The organism is Amycolatopsis samaneae (genome assembly GCF_039541975.1).
GTDB classification, from domain to species: domain Bacteria; phylum Actinomycetota; class Actinomycetes; order Mycobacteriales; family Pseudonocardiaceae; genus Amycolatopsis; species Amycolatopsis samaneae.
In genome coordinates, this window is record NZ_BAABHG010000031.1 from 1 (window position 1) to 17,753 (window position 17,753).

The following is a 17,753-nucleotide window of genomic DNA, read 5'->3' on the forward strand; positions in this document are numbered from 1 at the left end:
CCCAGACGGGCCAGCTCGACGGCACGCTGACGAAACTCAGGCGGGTGTGGTGCAGGCACCAGAACATCCTCCCTGGTGACCGGCGGTCACCTCAGGTGAGGTGTCCGGACAACCGGGGGAAGCTCAAACTCGACCGCGTCGCCGGAACCCACAACTACGGCCGCCGCATCCTCCGCAAATGGCGAACCGACGGACGGCTCAACCCCGACGAGACTCCAGGGGAGCCCGCTTCGAGCATCCGGTGAGCCACATCGACATCCACGCCGAAGAGCTCGCCGCGCAAGGCAGGAAAGGATCCCTCTCTCTCCGGTAGATTCACAGGTCAAGATCGCCTTCCCCAGGCATCCGCAGTCCGCGCACCTGGATTGATCAACACCGACCGACAACATCGCCTATCGAAAGTGAATAGAAAACGCTGTTACGGGCTATAAACCACCAGGTCAACAAGTGTCGTCCCCGCGCAGGCGGGGTTGGTCCGGTCGCCCGCCGTGCGAAGACCGAGGACCGGTGGTCGTCCCCGCGCAGGCGGGGTTGGTCCGTCGGAGTCGGTGACCGACGGCCAGCCGGTCGTGTCGTCCCCGCGCAGGCGGGGTTGGTCCCTCCTCGGCCAAGATGTCGGCGAAGCTCAGCCGGTCGTCCCCGCGTGAGCGGGGTTGGTCCGTGGACAGGGGCACGGTCGTCTCGCCTGAGCGGGTCGTCCCCGCGCGAGCGAGGTTGGTCCGATCGAGCCCTCGTACTCACCCCGGGTGTCCTTGTCGTCCCCACGCGAGCGCGGTTGGTCCCGCGGCGCGGGAGCCAGGCTAGCCCGTCCAGGACTGTAAGCCCGAGCCATATCCGATTGAGAAACTTGCGCCGACGGCTCATCCTGGCGAGACATCGATCTCGACTTCACAGGCGCCACGCTTGTCGACCTGGACCTGACCGAGTGCCGGATCCGGAGCTTGAACTGTGAACGCGCGACATTCGCCGGAACAACCTGGTTTCATCGCACCGAAGTATCCGAAGACGCCTGGTTTGTCCACGCCACCTTCAGTGCTCGCGCCTGGTTCTTCAAGGCCACCTTCCGCAACTCCGCCCATTTCAACGCAACAAAGTTTTGCGGCGAGACGAACTTTGAAAACGCCCTCTTCGCGGCCGGGCACCCCAACGAATTGGAGAATCGTACGATCCGAGAGCCAGGTTCATCATGACACACTTGCCCAGACGTGGCTACTGAACCGAGGCTGCCAATTGTCTATAATCGGCGCCCGACTCGCGCATATCAGTTAGCCACGGCGACTTATTTACTGAGCAATGCGTGTACGGCGGTGTGGTAGATGGCCTGGACGGTGGGGATGGTGTCGATCTGGATGCGTTCGTCGGTGGCGTGCAGGCCGGTGTAGGTGACGCCGAAGCCGGCGGTGGCGGGGATGCCAAGGCCGGAAAGGTAGTTGCCGATGTTCGAGGGCCCGGCGATCTTCGCCACGGGCTGGAGGCCGGCGGTGTGGGCGGCGTCGAGGAGCGCGGTGCGCAGCGGGGAGTGGTCGTCGAGGGCGTAGGCGGGCCAGGCGGTGTCGGGGCGGCTGTCAGTGGCCGGGGTGTCCGGCCAGGCGTGGTCGGCGTGGGTGACGCGGTCGCGCAGCAGTGTCTCGGCCGTGGCGGTGTCGAAGGTGGGTGTGGTGCGGATGTCCACGTTGAGCACACACAGGTCGGGGGTGACGGAGAAGCCTTGCCCACCTTCGATCGCGGTCACAGTTACTTTTCCAGGCAAGGGAAAAGCCGCGCTGGCGCCGTCCGGCAGCTCGGTCGCGGACAGGGTGGTGACCAGGTGGGCGGCCTTCTCGATCGCGCTCACGCTCGCGGTGGAGGAACTGCCGGAGTGCGCGGAGACTCCGTGGACGTGCAGGCGGGTCCGGTACACGCCGCGGCCGCCGATGACGACCTTGTCCAGGCCGGGGTAGCCGATCATGACTCCGGCGACGTCGTCGGGGGCGTGTGGTCCTTCGAAGTAGGCTTTCGCGCCGCCGAATCCGCCGGTGTGCTCGTCGACGTCGAACAGCAGCACGAGCGTGCCGTGCAAGGACTCGGCCACGGCCGCGATTCGCGCGGCGAGGTGGCAGAAGATGGCCGCGCCGACCTTGGAGTCGGCCGCGCCGCGCCCGTGGAGCCACCCGTCGGCCAACGTCGCCGCGGTCGGCGGATACGTCCAAGCCGTTTCGTCGCCGAACGGAGCGGTGTCCAGGCAGGCGTCTAGCACCCAGCGGGGCCCGGGGTGGGCGCCGCGGATCTCGCAGGTGAGCCCGACCGGTGCGCCAGCCGGGCCGGTGAGCGTTTTGGTGTCGAGGCCGCGCTCGGCCAGCCACGTCCGGACCGTGTCCAGGACACCGTCGTAGGGGTCGATGCCGCCCCGGCTGGGAATGGTGACCAGGGTGCGAGTCAGGGCCAGCACCGAATCGTGGTCGTGGTTCGCCGCGGCCAGGTGCTCGAGCCAGCTGTGGGGTTCGGTCATGCTGGTCACCTTCTGTCCGCCGGTGCCGGTTCGGTGTCCTCGGGCCAGCCTCGCACGGCGGGAAACGCCCGCACGGCGCGGGCCGTCTCAAGCTTGCGCGCGGCCGCGTAGCACTGGCGGGCGTGGTCGACGTAGCGTTCGGCCACGCCCGCCGCGAACGCCACGCCGGAGTCGAACGCCTCGGCCGACGTCACCGACGGGACCGGCACGATCGCAGCCGACTCCGAGGCGCAGAAGAACCGCTCCGGCGTCCCCGGATCGTCCTCGATGATGCCGATATGCAGAGTCTTGAGCCCGTGGCTGCGGTCGTGCGGGTCCCGGATCTCCAGCAGCCGCAGCAAATGATCGGCCAGAACCTGGTGCCGGGGAGGTCCGAACAACACCCGGTAGTGGACCAGTTCGTCGCGGGCGGCGAGCACGGTTTCGATGGTCCGCAGGTAGGCCTCGTCGCGGGAGCGGGAACCGAGGACGACCAGGTAGTGCTGGGCCCGCTGGACGACGTCGATCATCGCGTCGCTCAGGTCGTGGTGCCCGACCAGCAGCCGGGGCGTCTCTGCGGCACCGGTCAGCCGCTGATCCTGGTGGGCGAACAGGTCCTTCGCCGGGCGTCCGTAGAACTCGCAGAGCACCTTGCGGTACCGGAGGCTGGTGACGTGCCGGCCGGTCTCCCACGCCGACAGCATGCTCGCGCTGACCCCGGGATGGCCGCGGCGCTCCAGGGCGTGGCAGACCTGTTCCAGGGTGGCCGGGATCCCTTGCCGCACAAGCCTGAGCGGTGAGACGGCGTCGGTGGTCGGCCAGGTCGTGCGATGTTTCCGTCCCGCCATCGGCGTCCCCTGCTTCCCAGACGGTCAGTCGATCCCGGCTCTCATCCAGCTACACCATGTAATCACTCGGACGCAAATTGGTGCACCCCTCCCCCTGAGCTACCTGCGGTTTCGGGTCTTGTACTGACCAACCGATGCACTGCCGGTGGACAACGGTGCGCACGAGGTGGCCTGGTGAGTCAGCCATGGCGCGCCGAGGCTGTCTTCACCGAGTCGAACACCGCTTGCAAAGGGGAGATCGCCGTGATCGCAGACCGCGCCCGCGTTCCCGCGAGTTTGGCCAGCATCCTGGCCGAAACCGAGCTGGACATGAACGGCCACGTCTGGGCCCGCCACCATATCGACACCGCCCGCAGCGCAATTCGCGCCGGAGGCGACGCCTTCGTGGCAGCGCTCGCCCGGCGGATGCAAGGGCACGGATGGGCGATCGCCGCGCTGCCTCCGACCTTGCCTGAGCCGCAGCTGCGCTGCGCGGCCGCCGGGGTGCTGGCCGCGTTCGGGATCCCGTTCTTCTCCATCGACGGCGGGAACGGGCTGTGGCTGGACGGCTTGTCGTCCCCGAAGCGCCATGCGGAGGCCTTCGGCGGTCTCGGCGCGCAAGCGCCGCACATCGACGCGCCGAACGTGACCTCACCGCCGGACTACACCGCGCTGCTCATGATGCGCCCGGACCCGGCTGACGGTGGCACGTCGGTGCTGGCGAACCTGCGCGCCGCGGTAGCCGAACTCGATGACGCCGAACGAGATCTGTTGCGGCAGAAGGTGTTCTTCGAGGGACGGGCCGACGGGCTGCACGGCGTGGGCGATCCGCTGCTGCCGTTCCCCGTCCTGGAAAGCCTGGCCGGAACCGGGTGGATCCGGTGGGCGGGCACGATGGTCACCGACCCCCGCAACGAACCGTATTTCCCTGTGCTGCAACGGTTCGCAGAGGCGATCGACGCGGCCGCTGTTCGTGTTCGGTTGCGGCGCGGCGAGCTGCTGGTCGTCGATCAGCGCCGGGCAGCCCACGGCCGGGATGCTCTCGGCCCCCAAGAATCCGTCGAACCAGGGCACCGGCGGTTGTTGTGCCAGGCCAAGGTGCGTATCGAGGTCACCGCACCGGTGCAACAGGCTCTGCTGCGGCTCGGGAGCGTGGCGTGAACGCCGGCCCGGCCGCCGACGTCGCGGTCATCGGGACCGGAATCGTCGGGATGGCCGTGGCGTACCGGCTGCTGCGACGCGGCCACACCGTCACCGTGATCGGGCCCCGCCCCGGACCCGCGGCCGCCGGGCAGGCCACCTCGGCGGCGGGCGCGATGCTCTCGCCGTTCTCCGAAGTGGACGCCACCCAGCCCGAACAGCGCGTCGCGCTCGAGGTCGAACACCGGCTGCGCGCACTGGCCCGGTATCCGGCGTGGCTGGAGGAAATCACCGCCACCACCGGAATTCCAATGCCGCTCGTGCCAGGGACGTGGGTGGTGGCCACCGAGGACGAGCGCGAGAGCGTCGCCGCGATCGCCCGTGCCGCCCACGCCGCTGGCCACACCGCCGAGACCGCCGCAGGAACCCACATCGACGGCCTCCAACCCGAGGTACCGCCGGCGGTCGCGCTGTGGCTGCCCAGCGAACCCGCCATCGACATCGCCCGGCTGCTGACCGCGCTCGGCGCCGCGATCACGCGCCACCGCCGTGCCCGCTGGGTGGCTTCCGACGCTGTTCAAGTCAGTACCGGCGCGGCCCCGGTCCGAATCCGGTGCACGGACGGGAGCACTGCGGAGTCCGACCGCGTGGTGCTGGCGGCGGGCACCGGCATCCCCGCGCTGCTCGGTCCGCGCGCGACCGAACTCGGGGTTCCTCCGGTACTGGCCGGGCGCGGAGTCAGTCTCCTGCTGAACGCACCGCTCAGCATCCCGTACACCATCCGCACCCCCAACCTCGCGTTCGCGTGCGGAAGCCATCTCGTTCCTCGCGGCGACGGGACGCTGTATCTCGGCGCGACCAACCGGCTCACCCTCACTCCCGCCAAAGGCCCCGCGGCGACCCTGGACGAAATCGCCGTGCTCATCGACGACGGAACACGGCGGCTGGAACAGCGGCTAAGCGCGGCGGCGCTGCACCGCGTCCAGCTCGGGCACCGGCCCTACACCCTCGACCACCTCCCGCTGATCGGCCCGACCCGGGACCCCGCGGTGCTCGTCGCCACCGCGACCTACCGCTGCGGCGTCCTGCTCGCCCCGCTGCTGGCGGACCTGATCGCCGACGTCATCGACACTCCCGCCGCCCTCGACCTGCATCCCTACCGAGCCGGGCGTCCCATCGCCACGCCGTCCGCCACCGACCTGTTCGACACGGCGGCCGCGCGCGGGCTCGCCCAGCACCTGCTCGGCACGACCGTCCCGTCCAACGCCGCGTCGCACCGGCAGCTGACCGCCCTGCTCGGCCACGTCGTGCCCGCGCTCGTCCAAGCACACGGCCCCACGAGCGACGCCGTAGCCCGGCTGTTCTCTCGGGCTCCGGTCGTCGAGACCTTCCCCGCCCTGCTCGCTCTCCTCGAACGTCTGGAGCACCCATGCCCGGCCCCGCTACCGATCCCGCGACCACGGTCCTGCACGCCGCAGCCGTCATCGGCCACCGCGCCGTCGGCGGTGACGACCGGCTCGGCGAACTCGGCTTCGACTCCCTCGACCTCGTCGCCCTCGCCACCGCCATCGAACAGCGCACCGGCATGACGGTCCCCGACCACGTCCTGGCGACCGCCGGAACCGTCGCGGACCTCATCGCTGCTCTGACCAATCAGGAAGGCGTCGCGTCGTGACCACCATCGAACACCCGATAGTGCAGCTGACTGCGGTGGTCGCGGCCAACGCGCGCATCGGCGTCCGCACCCGGATCTGGCACCAGGCCCAGGTCGCCGACGACACCGTCATCGGCGCTGACTGCGTCCTCGGCACCGGCTGCTACATCGGTCGCGGCAGCCGGATCGGCGACCGCGTGAAGATCGGCAACCACTGCGATGTCTTCGGCGCGATCATCGAAGCCGACGCGATGCTCAGCCCGCACGTCGTACTCACCGAGGACCGGACGCCACGAGCCACCCGCCCCGACGGCCTCCTCCAAGGACCCGGCGACTGGCACGCGCACCCGGTGACCGTCCGCCACGGCGCCACCGTGGGCGCCGGTGCCCGCGTCGCACCCGGCGTCGTCATCGGCAGCCACGCGCTCGTCGGGCTCGGCGCCGTCGTCCTTCGCGACGTCCCCGCGCACGCCCTGGTGCTCGGCAACCCGGCTCGGCACTGCGGCTGGGTCTGCCACTGCGGGCACCGCCTCACCAGCCTTCTCGCCTGCCCGCGGTGCGCACGCACCTTCGAGCTGGCCGCCGACCAGCTGGGCGAACAAGCACCCGTCGGCTAAAGCACCTCCGGATTCGGCGGCCGATCACGACGTGGGTAACCTCGCGCGGCATGACGCAGGTCGAGGAGCTCACGCCCGAGGAGTACTACCGGTCACGCCCGAAACAGACCGCGGGCGCCGGCGTGATCTACCGCAACCCCGCAGGACACGTCCTGCTCGTCAAAACCACCTACGGCGCCCGGAAATGGGAGATCCCCGGCGGCGGGCTCGACCACGGCGAATTCCCCCGCACCACCGCCCAACGCGAAGTGCACGAAGAACTCGGCATCACCCGCGAACTCGGACGCCTCCTCGCGATCGACTGGGTGCCCTACACCCCGCCGATCCCCGGCGCCCCGCCCGCTCACCTGGCCAACCACCTCTACGACGGCGGCATCCTCGACGACGCCGACGTCGCCGCCCTGCGCTGCGATCCCGCCGAGATCGAGTACTTCGAGTTCTGCGATCACGACGTTTACCACGCCTACCTCGAACCGCACATGGCCCGCCGCGTCGACGCCTGCCTCGCCGCCCTGCGCACCGACCGGACGCCCGACCTCCAGCACGGATACGACCCGGCGCCAGCGCGCCCGTCTTAGTCGCGAATCGTGGTAAGCAGCGCTCGCCATGCCGCCGCGGGCAAGGCGAGCTGACCGCCCTCGCGGTCCTTGGTGTCCCGAACTCCCACGACCGGGGAAAGCCTCACTTCAACACAGCTGCCCTGCTCACCGCTGTAGCTGGAGGTACGCCACGCGCTTTCGCGGCGGTCGGTCATGTCGTCTCCCGTTTCTCGATCTCTTCGTTGATCATGGCGAGGCTGTCGTTCTGGCTATGAGCCAAGCTGAGTAGGTCCGATGCGAGTTGCTTGTATTCCTCAACGTCCGGGGCGCCATCGACGAAGCTCGCAGTCCGGTGATGTTCAAGCGAGACGATGGACGGCAGGGGCTTCGCGAAGTCGTAGAGGATGAACATGCCGAGCAACCCGCCATGCCAGTCGCCGTCGACTTCGGCAAGCCTGAGCGTGACGGTGGCCCTGTTGGCGATTCTCACGAGGTATTTGAGTTGCGGGATCATGACCTCGTCGCCGCCGATACGGCCACGGATTGCAGGGACACCGAGGAGAGCCGTAAACGGGAGCGGGTCATCGCGCAGGATCGCGTGCTGCCGACCGAGCCGGAGCGTAACTCGATGCTCGACATCCGCGGACGTAGCCTTGCGGTCGCGACTGATGATCGCGCGGGCATACTCACGAGTTTGCAACAAGCCGGGCACGTGAAGCGGCGACCACTCCGTCATCGCGACGGCTTGGGCCTCCATCTCCATCACGCCGACCAGATGCTCGGCGACGCCGGGCCGACCGGGCGTCACCCAGGTTTCCGCGCTGGGTCCGCCACGAGCCACACGCATGATCTGCTCGCGGCGATCGCCGACGACGCCAAGACACGCAAGCAGGCCGGAGACCCGCTCGGCGTCTGGCGAGACCTTCCCGTCCAGCCATCGCGACAACGTCGAATGATTCACGCCGAGTTGCGTCGCGAGCTTCCTCATCGAGACATCCGACTTGGCATCGAACTCGGCACGCAGCAGGCCAGCGAGCGTTCGCTCGCGGCTTGTCGCTGCTGTGCTTTGCGGATTGGTGCGCACCATGCACCAGACCCTACCGGTCGGACCACGACTTCACGTTAGCACCCGTTCGCGGTATTGCACCCGTGGTGCACGTGGTGCATATTGGTGCGCACCACTCCAAACCACGCACCAGCCGAGGTGTTGCATGAGGAACTTTAGGTGCTCTCTACCAGTAAGCGTATTCCCTGCCGCAGCACCGACAGTGCACGGGGTGGTGCACGTGCACCACCGGTCGGTTGCGGGAGCGCACACTGCCCAAGCTGTCCGCCGAAGGTCCGAGAGGCGCGTTGGCGCAGGTCGACGCCAGACTTCGAGAGGAATCCGGGCTGTGGATACCAAAACGTCTGCCGTTGTCGAAAAGGCACGAGGACTCGCCGCTGACCTCCCGGGCGCCATCATCCGACTCACGCACTCCGGTCACGTCGGCCCCGAGCTCGCACCACGGCTGCGAGACCTCGGCATGCGCGTGCACGACGTCGGCCAGGCGCTCATGAACGAGGCTGACCGGCTCGATCCTGAAGCGGTCGCGCTCCGCGATCCCGGCGAAGACCTCTCTCCTTCGCGTCGGCCTGACTGACGGTGCCGGAACCAGCCCGCGGGCGCGCGACAGCAGGTTCAGCTGCGCCCCGGGCACATCGGCGGCGGACGGGTGAGGTCGAGCCCGACGGCGTGCGCTTCTCGCGCCCCCCAAGGAATGCGCGCCCAGGTTCCCCCTCCCGTCTGCCGCCCCAAGCGGTGGTGGAGGCGACTCCCCCCCGACGAGTCGCCTCCACCGCTTCCTTCCCCTTGCGAGGTATTCATCATGTCCGGACAGGCTGAGCTTTTGTGGACGTCGCCGTACACGTGCGGCGGCGACGGTCTTCAGCACGAGATCACGGACGCGGCGTTTCACGCTGCCCGAACGCACGGTGTTCCGTTGACCGCGGCGTGCGGACACGAGGTGCAGTACTCCCCCGCGATCGCCGCTCCCGGGCCCGCATGCCGCGCCTGCCTACTGCTCGTGGCGCGGTCCCATGACGAGCGGCGCGACGTCCGACGACTGGCACTGGTGCCCGGCCAACGTCGGCGAAGTCCGGGTCATCGAGGCTCTCGAAAGCCTCGTTGGCACCGCCTCTGCGCACGAACTACCGCTGTACGTACCGAGAGGCCATCACGATGATCACCGACGAACATGCGACACCGAGCGGCCGAACCGTTCAGGAACCGGACTGTCACGAGGAAGCCGCTGCGCTCGAATCCCTTGTGCAGGCCGGATTTCGGCTGATTCACGTGGGCGGCCCGCAAGACGCGCCCACCAGCCTCACCTACGAACGACACCGAGGCTCTGCTGACTTCGTGTTCATCGCGTTGGACCGCGGTGCCTCCTCGATGGCCAACCGGTACCCGGCCACCGTCGAACTGGCGACCTTCGCCGAGGCGTCCGGAGAGGAACCGCCGACCCCGCTGGCGCAGGCGAAACCGGGCACGCTCCTGGAGGTCATCGCCGAAGTCCACAGGTGGCCCCGGGGTGAGGTGTGATGGGACGCCGCGGATGGGAACACCTGCCGGCGGAGGTTCGCCGGGGCATCGAGGAACGGGTCGGCAGCTCCGCGTTGCAGGTTCAGGAGCAGACCGGCCCCACGACCACCGCGTTCTCCGGCGCCATCCACGCCGGGCTCGAGTCCGTGTTCGTCAAGGTGGTCTCCCAGGACGTTCAAGCCGAGAGCCGCGCCCGGATCAACGAGGAGCGCCTGAGTGGGCTGCTACCGCGCGTGGCACCGAGGGTGTTGTGGCGGTTCTACAGCTTCCAGTGGGTTGTAACCGGCTACGAGTACGTGGACGGACATCCCGCTCGTCTGTATCCGGGTTCGCTGGACATCGAGCCCGTAGTGAACCTGCTCGCCGACATGGCCGCCCACCCGCCGCCGGGCAGCGTCCACTTCGACACGCTGGCTGCGCGCTGGTCCCGCATCGCACCGTGGCGCACGCTGGGCACCGGCAGCCCGAAGGTCCTGGACGCATGGGAACGTCGCCGTATCCGGGATTTCATCGACCTCGAATCATTCGTCTTCGAAGTGCTCAACGGCGGGACCGCGACCGCGCACACCGCCATCGACGAGTCGAACCTGCTGGTGAGCCGTCACGGGTTGCGGCTGGTCGGCTGGACGTGGGCGTGCCGGGCGCCGAGTTGGGTGGATTCCGCGCTGCTGGCCATCCGGCTCGTGGAAGCCGGGCACACACCCGAGCAGGCCGAAGCCTGGGTTCGCCGGACACCCGCGTGGCGCAACGCCGCCGCTGATTCGTTGGACGCCTTCGCCGTGTCGATGCTGGGCCTGTGGGTGCTGCGCGGCAACCCCGGCGCCGGCGCCGCTCGCCGGTACGCACGGTACCGGTTGATTGGTACCGAGGAGCTCTGATAGCCGATGGGCGCGAAAACGGCCCTGCGCGGCGAACGGCGCCAGCGGATTGCCGCGAAGCTGGCTCAGCGGTATCGCGACGGCGAGCGGTTGATCACGGCGCTCGCGTCCGAGGTCGGGCGCCGGCCGGGCACGGTGCGACGGGTGCTGCTGGAGTCCGGGATCGAGCTTGACGAAGCGATGTGCCCCGGAGTGACCGACGGCGAGGTGCGTGAACAGCTGGTCCGCCAGAGAACAACCGGCCTGTCAGTGTGTCAGCTGACCGCGCAGACCGGGCTGTCGCTGCGCGAGGTGCGTGGGCACCTGCGAGCGGCGGGGGCGTTGCGGACACCGCGCGCGATTCCTACTGCGGCCTGGGCCGAGTTGAAGCGACGTTATGACGGGGGCACGAGCATTCGCCAGCTGGCACGCCAACGGGGCTGCTCGTTCGGTACCGTGCGCGATGCGCTCAAGGCGGCGGGAGCGACGCTCCGGCCACGAGGTGCTTCCGCGAGGAAGACATGACCGTCGCGGCAGCTACGGTGATTTCCTTCGGAGCGCTGGCCGCCATTGTCACCGTGGTACTCATTGCACGCAACGCGGTGAGGAAATGTCAGGACCTCGCTGACGACATCGAATACTGCCGAGAACAAGTATATGGCGTGTGGCACGAAATAACTGACCAGCGAGCCGAGGGACCATCGCCCGCCACGCGGCCGTCCGCACTGATCGATAATGAGAGTTCCAGATATCCCCACTCCGGTCAGGTATTTCCTCGATCCGGCCGCCACCGCCTACACCCCGACCGTGATACTTCCAAGTAGATTCAGGTGACGCGACATGACAATAAACACAGCCTTGACCGCCAGGGAGACTCAGGTTCTTCGCCTGGCGGCAGCCGGGATGACCAACGCCCGGATCGGCGCACAGCTGAGAATCAGCGAGAAGTCCGTCAAATCACACCTGAGTCGTATCTTCAGAAGGCTCGGCGCGAAAAATCGAGCCAACGCCGTACACATTGCTTACGATCAAGGAATAATTTCTCCGGACACAAAAGACACCACAAGGGCGAGCGCTCCCGATACCCGTCGGAAAGAATTCACCTCGGGTGATACCCAAGATCCGATGGACGCCGAGATCTGTCTCTACGGTGGCCGATATCTCGCCATGCTGCGGCAGCGAATCATCGACCCGGACCCCCGGAGAGTGATCCACCAGGTTTTCCATGACATCGCAGAGGCGATGAAGCTGGGGGAATCATCCGTCCATCTCAAGGACTTCGAGCACGCCGTCGTGGTGGTGATCACTCCAGAAAAGGTCCTCGAGCGCGAGCTGCCCCCACCAAACGCTGACACCGCTCTATGACTGCCATTCCCCACGACACCGCGACAACTGGAAGCAGCAAGGAAGCTTGTGGCACAACACTCGACGCCCCCGATGATCGCTCTCGGGGCCGGTCTGCGCGCCGCCCGAGAGGAGCGTGGATACCGCCTGCGCGCACTGGCCGGACAGCTCGACCTCGAACCACCCGCAGTCTCCATGATCGAACTCGGCCACCGGCCGCCGACGGCGGCCTACGTGGCCCGGGTCCTGGGTTTCCTCGCGGTCGACAAGGCCGAGTACCGGCGGCTGATGGCACTGGTCCAGAACCTCGAGCTGTCGAACTGGGTCGACACCAGCGCGTATCCGGACGCCCTGATCGACTACGAGCGGAACGCGACGACCTTCCTTCTCTGGGCGCCGCGGCTATTCCCGAACCTCGTGCGAACTCCGGACTACACCCGCGAAGTCCTCGATACCGGCCTCCTGACCAGTGATGAAATCGATCAGAGCCTCATGCTTCACCTTGTTCGCCGCGACGCCGCCCTCGCCCGGGAAAACCCCGCCACCGTCACCATCTTGCTCGGCGAGCGGACCCTGCACCACAAGATCGAAGCCCCCGGCGTGCGGCAAGCCCAGCTCCAGTACCTGCTCATGCTGATCGAGGAGGGCCGGATCACCGTACGGATCATCCCCGGCGGCGGGCCACCGACGCCGACCCCGGACCTCCCGTTCACGCTCATGCACTTCCGTGCCCGAAATCCTGTGGTCAGCGTCTGTCAGGACCACTTCCACGTGTATCTCACCGAACCCGCGGCCGTGACCCGCCACAAGAACGCCGCCGACCGTCTCCTCGCCCGAGCGCTGCACCCGCCCGCCTCCCGCGCTCTCATCGCCTCTGTGCTCGCATCGGCGCCTGGGTGACCGACCACGAACTCGAGGAGGCTGCCTCGACCGCGTCGGGGCGGACAGGCCGTAATTCTCTTTCCCAGAAGGGATCCACAATGGACACAAAGGACAGTTGCCCTGGGCCGAGGGTAGCCACCTATGCGTTGATCGGCCGCGGCGAGGAACTTCTCGTGCACGACAACGGCGATGGCAGTTGCTCACTCCCGGGAACCGCGGTTCGAGACGGCGAACTGGTCGAAGCGGCGCTCCGCCGAGCCGTCACCGACCAACTCGCAACCGGGCCCGCTGATGTCGACTTCTGCACCGTCGTCGAACACGCCCTCGCACCTGAGGTCCACGGCTCGCCAACGGAGCTCGCTTTCCTCTTCGACGTCACCTTCGCCGACCAGTGCGCCGAGAAACCTACGTGGCCGGGCCGGTTTCGATGGGAGGACAACGAGAGCGTCAGCAGCAGGCTGCGCCCGCTCGCCGTGCGCACGTTGCACCTTCGAGGCCTGCTCTCAAGCAGAAATCCTTGGCATGCCTGGCTTCCATGACCGCGAACTTCGAGGACAAGCACTTCAAGTTCGCCACCGAGGCGGCCAACGTCATCTCATCGCGGTACGGGCGATCAACCCGCACGTGAAGGTAGGAGTATCCCGATGACCACCGATAAGACGTCGGCCGAGACTGCCCCGGAACGTGCAGCAGAGGCCGCGCAGGAACTCAAGGACGCGGCCACGAAGCTACGCACGGCGATCAAGGAGCGCACCGTGCCCCGCGAAGCCGGCCTGCGACTGGTCGCCACGATCGAGGCCGTCGCGGCCAAGCTGCGCGTCGACGAGCACGGCGAGGCGTGCGCGGAGAACATGGCCGACGGAAGTAGCGACGCGCTGCGAGTAGTTCTGCTCAGCTGATCGTGAATAATCGCCCCTGACCTGCGTTTCTTTGGCCTCGTCCGGCGCCCGTGGTCGTTGAACAGGTCCTCTAGCGTGCCGTAGTGTCGCCGTGTGTGATCGACACGCTACGAGGGAGGACGCGTGACGGGGTATCAGGTCGTGATCGACAAGATCAGACACACCGGGCAGGCCGCCGGACGCGTCGCATCCGGTCTCCGGGGTGCCGCGTGCGGGGCTGCGGTCCCGGCCGATGACGCCGGGATACCCGGGGCGCGGGCGGTCGGGAAGCTGGCCGAGGTGAAGCGGGCGTTGGAGGATCGCGAACGCGGGTTCGAGTCCACTCTCGACGGACACGCCACCGACATGGCCACGGCCGCAAACCGCTACGCCGGGCAGGAATCCGCCGCGGCGACCGACATCACGACGACCCCGCAGCCGACCGGCGAGGTGAAGGCGGTCTGAGCCGATGGCCACCTGGTCGGATGTCACCCGCTGGAGCCCGGGACCGTTGCAGGAGGCGGTCGGCGCGATCAACACCGCCTACAACAAACTCGTCGCCTGCTCCGACGATCTGCGCGACATCAACACCCCGTACGGCTGGCACGGCCAGGCCGCCGGCGCCGCGGCGAACAAGGTCAACGGCATCATCGACGGCCTCGAAGAACACGCCGCCGAAGTCGCCTCCCTGCGCCGCGGCGCCGGAGACGTCAGCGACGCGATCACCGGCGTGCAAAACGGCGTCAAGGAAGTCGAAGGGCTCGCCCGAGCCCACCACTTCACCCTCGGCGGCGACGGCGCTGTCATCGACGGCGGACCGCCACCGGACACCCCGGAAGAGCAGAAACACGCGGTCACCGAGGAACGCAAGCGCATCGCCACCGAATTGAAGGATCGTGTTCAGCAGGTTCTTCGGCAGGCCGCCGACATCGACGACGACTTCTGCGCGGTCCTGGACCGCATCCTCGCCGGGCACACCATCGACGCCACGTCGAACGACAACGAGAACACGTCCCTGGCCGCCGCGGGCAACTCCGGCGACGTCATGGGCGCGTTGTCGGTGCTCGCTCCACCACCACCCGACGCCAGCCCCTCGGCGAACGCCGGCTGGTGGGCGGCGCTGTCCCCGCGCCAGCGTGAGCAGGTGCTCAAACACCTCCCGCAGAACGCGGCCGACCTCGGCCGCCGCAACGGCCTCCCCGGCGAGATCCGGGACAAGGCCAACCGGGTCGTGCTCGACCAGCAACGCGGCGACCTTCAGCACCAGCGCGACGAGATCCAGCACAAGCTCGACGGCATGAAAGAGTCCGACCCACGCCAGATGAACGAATACCACGACCTGGAAAAGCAACGGGACAAGCTCGACGGCAAGCTCTCCGACCTCAGGCGGGTCGACGAGGCAGCGCACAAGCTCGGCGGCCGACAGTTGCTGGTCCTGGACACCAGCGGTGAACATGTCAAGGCGGCGGTCGCGGCCGGGAACGTGGACACCGCCCGCAACATCGTCACCTTCACCGGCGGCTTCGGATCCACGGTCTCCGGCGACCTCGGCGATTACGACCGGCGGATGGACGAAATACGCCAGGACGCCGACCGGTTGTCCGATCGCTACGGGGACGGGGGAAAGTCGGCGGCGGTAACGTGGATGGGCTACGACGCACCCCAGTCACTCGACGTGGCCTTCCAGGGCAAAGCCGACCAGGGCGCGGGCGCGCTGACTCCGTTCCTGCAGGGCCTCGACGCCTCCCGAGGCGAAGACCCCGCCCGGCTGGTCGCGCTGGGACACTCCTACGGATCCACCACCACCGGCCTCGCGCTACGCCAGGACACCGGGGTGGACGCGGCGATCTTCGCCGGGTCCCCCGGCATCGGCACCGACAACCTCGCCGACCTGAAAGTCCCGCCCGGACAGTCCTACCTGCTCCGAAACGACGGCGACCCGGTCGCGGGCCTGGGCCGGTTCGGCGGCAACCCCAGCGACCTGCCCGGCATGCACCACCTGTCCACCCACCACACCGACCCACCCAGTGGACAGCCGCTGGACACCTCCACCGGACACGCCAGCGTGGATCAGTACCTGCGTCCGGGCACCACCAGCCAGCACAACATCGCCGCCATCCTCGCCAACACACCCGGACAACTCACTCTGGAAGACCAACCCGGTTTCCAGTACGCGCAGCGAGGCGGTCGATGATCCTCACCATGAACCCCGCCCGCCCCCACACCCGCCGCGCCCGCTGGACGCTCGTCGGCCTGACCATCGCGACACTGCTAGCCGGCGGGTGCAGCACGGAAGGACCCACCGTGCCCGATACCTACACCAAGCTGATGCGACGCCCGGACATCGACCAGGCCCAGGCCACCTACACCGAGATGCTCACCGCCATCCGGGACCGGCTCACCGCCGAGTTCGGCCGCACCTGGGAACAGCGCGGGGACCTCAGCGGAGCGGCATGCCTCAACGACTACCCCGGCCTCAACGCCGACGGCGAAAGCCGCACCCTGCCCCGCTGGCTCTCCCCCGGAAACCTGCCCGACAACCAGTGGGCCCGCGCCCAAACCCTGCTCGGCGAGATCGCTACGAAATACGGCTTCCAGCCCACACCCACGATCCGCGTCGATAAGCCCGGCGAACACGACGTCGTCTACCACAAACGCGACGGGCTGCCCGACGAAACACTCCTCTACTTCGGCACCGCCAAGAACACCGACATCTCCGTGTCCACCGGATGCCACCTGACCGCCGACGCACACCGCCGCGGCGGCCCCGCCCCCTCACCCGGAACCTGAACCGAGCGACCAAGACCTGACCGTGCCTGTGAACCGGGCGTGATCATCCGGACCCGGCACACAACGTGATGTGACTACAGCCGATAGTTGTCACCAGGCGAGGTCAACGACATGCGCGGCTGGTACCCATTACAGGTCGTACCTGTCACTAAAACAGGCGCTAGTTGTCACCTGGTGCGGCCGCCCGCTGCCGCGCCGGCTGAGCGTTGTCGAGATCGGGTCGCGCGGCGGTGGTGTCAGTCGGTCCAGCGTTCGGTGTGGGTGAGGGTGTCAGCGACGGAGACCACGAGGGCGGCCGCGGGTGGGAGATCGTCGCGGCGCCAGACCAGTTCGAGGTCGAGGGTGGGCGGCTCGACGAGCGGGACAGCGGCGACCTCGGCGGTGACGAGGTGGCGGGCCATGGAGACGGGCACGAGGGTGAAACTGGCACGATCACGGAGATCCAGACGCCGCAGGCCCGGGACGGGATCCTCCTCGTAGTTAAAGGTTTCCCCGGTGACCCGTAGGGCCGTCATCAGCGCGGCGTGGTGCGCCGGTGCCAGATGCGAGGAGTAGAAGCGGAAGGTCTGACCGGCGAACTCGCGCAAGGCCACCGCCGCGCCTCCGGCGAAGTCATGGTGGGCATCGACGAGCGCGGTGAACCCTTCGTGCCGCAACGGCTGGCGCGCGTAGGCGGGCCGGTCGGGCACAGTGTGGGAGAGCACGAGGTCGAACCCGCCCTCGGCGAGCGCAGTGTCCAGGTCCGGTGACCAGCCTTCCTGGGCGTCGATGTGGATGGCCGGGTGCCGCTGCTTCACCGCGTCGATCAGGCGGGGCAGGGTGTCGTAGGCAGCCGACAGGATGTAGCCGACCCGCACGGTCCCCAGCTCGCCGCGGCCGGCCACGATGGTCTGTTCGACAAGCCGGTCGGTGCGGGCGAGGATGTCGCGGGCGGCGTCGACGAAGACGGCGCCGGCCTCGGTGAGCCGGACCGGGCGCCGCTCGAACAGCGGGGTACCGAGGCGGTGCTCCAGTGCGCGGATCTGGCGGCTCAGCGGCGGTTGGGCCATGTGCAGCCGCTCGGCGGCCTTCTGGAATCCCGCTTCCTCGGCGATCGTGATCACGTACCGCATGATCCGCAATTCGATCTCCATACCTCCAGGGTATCGGGAGGCGACCGAATCGATCTTCGACA

The 17,753-nt window shown here is 68.1% G+C and carries 21 protein-coding genes and 2 pseudogenes; 17 read left to right on the plus strand and 6 right to left on the minus strand.

The genetic code is table 11. The features are described from left to right. Positions 1 to 245, plus strand: a pseudogene (locus ABD987_RS43630) (hypothetical protein); the annotation flags it as partial. A 615-nt stretch (positions 246 to 860) separates the two neighbouring features. Here ABD987_RS43630 and ABD987_RS43635 read toward each other — a convergent pair. The 3 genes from ABD987_RS43635 to ABD987_RS43645 all read right to left on the minus strand — a co-directional run bounded on the left by ABD987_RS43635 (position 861) and on the right by ABD987_RS43645 (position 3,315). After that, entirely contained in the window at positions 861 to 1,142 is a 282-nt protein-coding gene (locus ABD987_RS43635; protein ID WP_345408763.1) for a hypothetical protein, read from the minus strand. Positions 1,143 to 1,279: 137 nt separating this feature from the next. Further along, entirely contained in the window at positions 1,280 to 2,488 is a 1,209-nt protein-coding gene (locus tag ABD987_RS43640; protein WP_345408765.1) for a M20 family metallopeptidase, read from the minus strand. Positions 2,489 to 2,493: 5 nt separating this feature from the next. Further along, positions 2,494 to 3,315, minus strand: a complete 822-nt coding sequence (locus tag ABD987_RS43645; protein WP_345408767.1) for a hypothetical protein — start codon at positions 3,313 to 3,315, stop codon at positions 2,494 to 2,496. Between the two features lie 174 nt (positions 3,316 to 3,489). Between ABD987_RS43645 and ABD987_RS43650 the strand changes: the two genes are divergently transcribed. From ABD987_RS43650 to ABD987_RS43665, 5 genes and pseudogenes are all read left to right on the plus strand, one after another. Continuing rightward, entirely contained in the window at positions 3,490 to 4,455 is a 966-nt protein-coding gene (locus ABD987_RS43650) for a TauD/TfdA family dioxygenase (protein ID WP_345408769.1), read from the plus strand. Beyond that, positions 4,452 to 6,023, plus strand: coding sequence for an NAD(P)/FAD-dependent oxidoreductase (locus ABD987_RS43655; protein ID WP_345408771.1), 1,572 nt, complete (start codon positions 4,452 to 4,454; stop codon positions 6,021 to 6,023). The genes ABD987_RS43650 and ABD987_RS43655 overlap by 4 nt, the downstream gene beginning before the upstream one ends. Continuing rightward, positions 5,993 to 6,109: pseudogene (locus ABD987_RS44700) on the plus strand (hypothetical protein); the annotation flags it as partial. The gene ABD987_RS43655 and the pseudogene ABD987_RS44700, both read left to right, overlap by 31 nt. Then, positions 6,106 to 6,705, plus strand: a complete 600-nt coding sequence (locus ABD987_RS43660; protein ID WP_345408773.1) for an acyltransferase — start codon at positions 6,106 to 6,108, stop codon at positions 6,703 to 6,705. The pseudogene ABD987_RS44700 and the gene ABD987_RS43660, both read left to right, overlap by 4 nt. A gap of 50 nt (positions 6,706 to 6,755) precedes the next feature. Continuing rightward, a complete protein-coding gene (locus ABD987_RS43665) occupies positions 6,756 to 7,283 on the plus strand; it encodes an NUDIX domain-containing protein (RefSeq protein ID WP_345408775.1) in 528 nt (175 codons plus the stop codon). Here the strand turns inward: ABD987_RS43665 and ABD987_RS43670 are convergent. Beyond that, complete coding sequence (locus ABD987_RS43670; protein WP_345408777.1) at positions 7,280 to 7,459, minus strand: DUF397 domain-containing protein; 180 nt, start codon at positions 7,457 to 7,459, stop codon at positions 7,280 to 7,282. The genes ABD987_RS43665 and ABD987_RS43670 overlap by 4 nt on opposite strands. Next, positions 7,456 to 8,331: a helix-turn-helix domain-containing protein gene (locus ABD987_RS43675; RefSeq protein ID WP_345408779.1), complete on the minus strand. Its 876-nt coding sequence runs from the start codon at positions 8,329 to 8,331 to the stop codon at positions 7,456 to 7,458. The genes ABD987_RS43670 and ABD987_RS43675 overlap by 4 nt, the downstream gene beginning before the upstream one ends. A 307-nt stretch (positions 8,332 to 8,638) precedes the next feature. Here ABD987_RS43675 and ABD987_RS43680 point away from each other — a divergent pair, with 307 nt between their 5' ends. The 11 genes from ABD987_RS43680 to ABD987_RS43730 all read left to right on the plus strand — a co-directional run bounded on the left by ABD987_RS43680 (position 8,639) and on the right by ABD987_RS43730 (position 16,579). After that, on the plus strand, positions 8,639 to 8,887 hold the full coding sequence (locus tag ABD987_RS43680) for a hypothetical protein (protein WP_345408781.1): 249 nt from the start codon (positions 8,639 to 8,641) through the stop codon (positions 8,885 to 8,887). A 578-nt stretch (positions 8,888 to 9,465) separates the two neighbouring features. Then, positions 9,466 to 9,828, plus strand: a complete 363-nt coding sequence (locus ABD987_RS43685; RefSeq protein WP_345408783.1) for a hypothetical protein — start codon at positions 9,466 to 9,468, stop codon at positions 9,826 to 9,828. Beyond that, a complete protein-coding gene (locus tag ABD987_RS43690) occupies positions 9,828 to 10,706 on the plus strand; it encodes a hypothetical protein (RefSeq protein WP_345408785.1) in 879 nt (292 codons plus the stop codon). The genes ABD987_RS43685 and ABD987_RS43690 overlap by 1 nt, the downstream gene beginning before the upstream one ends. 6 nt (positions 10,707 to 10,712) lie before the next feature. Then, entirely contained in the window at positions 10,713 to 11,210 is a 498-nt protein-coding gene (locus ABD987_RS43695; RefSeq protein ID WP_345408787.1) for a helix-turn-helix domain-containing protein, read from the plus strand. A gap of 315 nt (positions 11,211 to 11,525) precedes the next feature. Further along, entirely contained in the window at positions 11,526 to 12,050 is a 525-nt protein-coding gene (locus tag ABD987_RS43700) for a response regulator transcription factor (protein WP_345408789.1), read from the plus strand. A gap of 72 nt (positions 12,051 to 12,122) precedes the next feature. Beyond that, positions 12,123 to 12,929, plus strand: a complete 807-nt coding sequence (locus tag ABD987_RS43705) for a helix-turn-helix domain-containing protein (RefSeq protein ID WP_345408791.1) — start codon at positions 12,123 to 12,125, stop codon at positions 12,927 to 12,929. Further along, entirely contained in the window at positions 12,926 to 13,450 is a 525-nt protein-coding gene (locus ABD987_RS43710) for an NUDIX hydrolase (protein WP_345408793.1), read from the plus strand. Before ABD987_RS43705 ends, ABD987_RS43710 begins: the two co-directional genes overlap by 4 nt. Positions 13,451 to 13,555: 105 nt before the next feature. Next, complete coding sequence (locus ABD987_RS43715; RefSeq protein ID WP_345408795.1) at positions 13,556 to 13,810, plus strand: hypothetical protein; 255 nt, start codon at positions 13,556 to 13,558, stop codon at positions 13,808 to 13,810. Positions 13,811 to 13,933: 123 nt separating this feature from the next. Beyond that, positions 13,934 to 14,254: a hypothetical protein gene (locus ABD987_RS43720; protein ID WP_345408797.1), complete on the plus strand. Its 321-nt coding sequence runs from the start codon at positions 13,934 to 13,936 to the stop codon at positions 14,252 to 14,254. Positions 14,255 to 14,258: 4 nt separating this feature from the next. Then, a complete protein-coding gene (locus tag ABD987_RS43725) occupies positions 14,259 to 15,983 on the plus strand; it encodes an alpha/beta hydrolase (protein ID WP_345408799.1) in 1,725 nt (574 codons plus the stop codon). Then, a complete protein-coding gene (locus ABD987_RS43730; RefSeq protein ID WP_345408801.1) occupies positions 15,980 to 16,579 on the plus strand; it encodes an LppA family lipoprotein in 600 nt (199 codons plus the stop codon). Before ABD987_RS43725 ends, ABD987_RS43730 begins: the two co-directional genes overlap by 4 nt. A gap of 236 nt (positions 16,580 to 16,815) precedes the next feature. On the opposite strand, the gene ABD987_RS43735 is transcribed toward ABD987_RS43730, so the two are convergent. Beyond that, on the minus strand, positions 16,816 to 17,712 hold the full coding sequence (locus tag ABD987_RS43735) for a LysR family transcriptional regulator (protein WP_345408803.1): 897 nt from the start codon (positions 17,710 to 17,712) through the stop codon (positions 16,816 to 16,818). Positions 17,713 to 17,753: the final 41 nt, after the last annotated feature.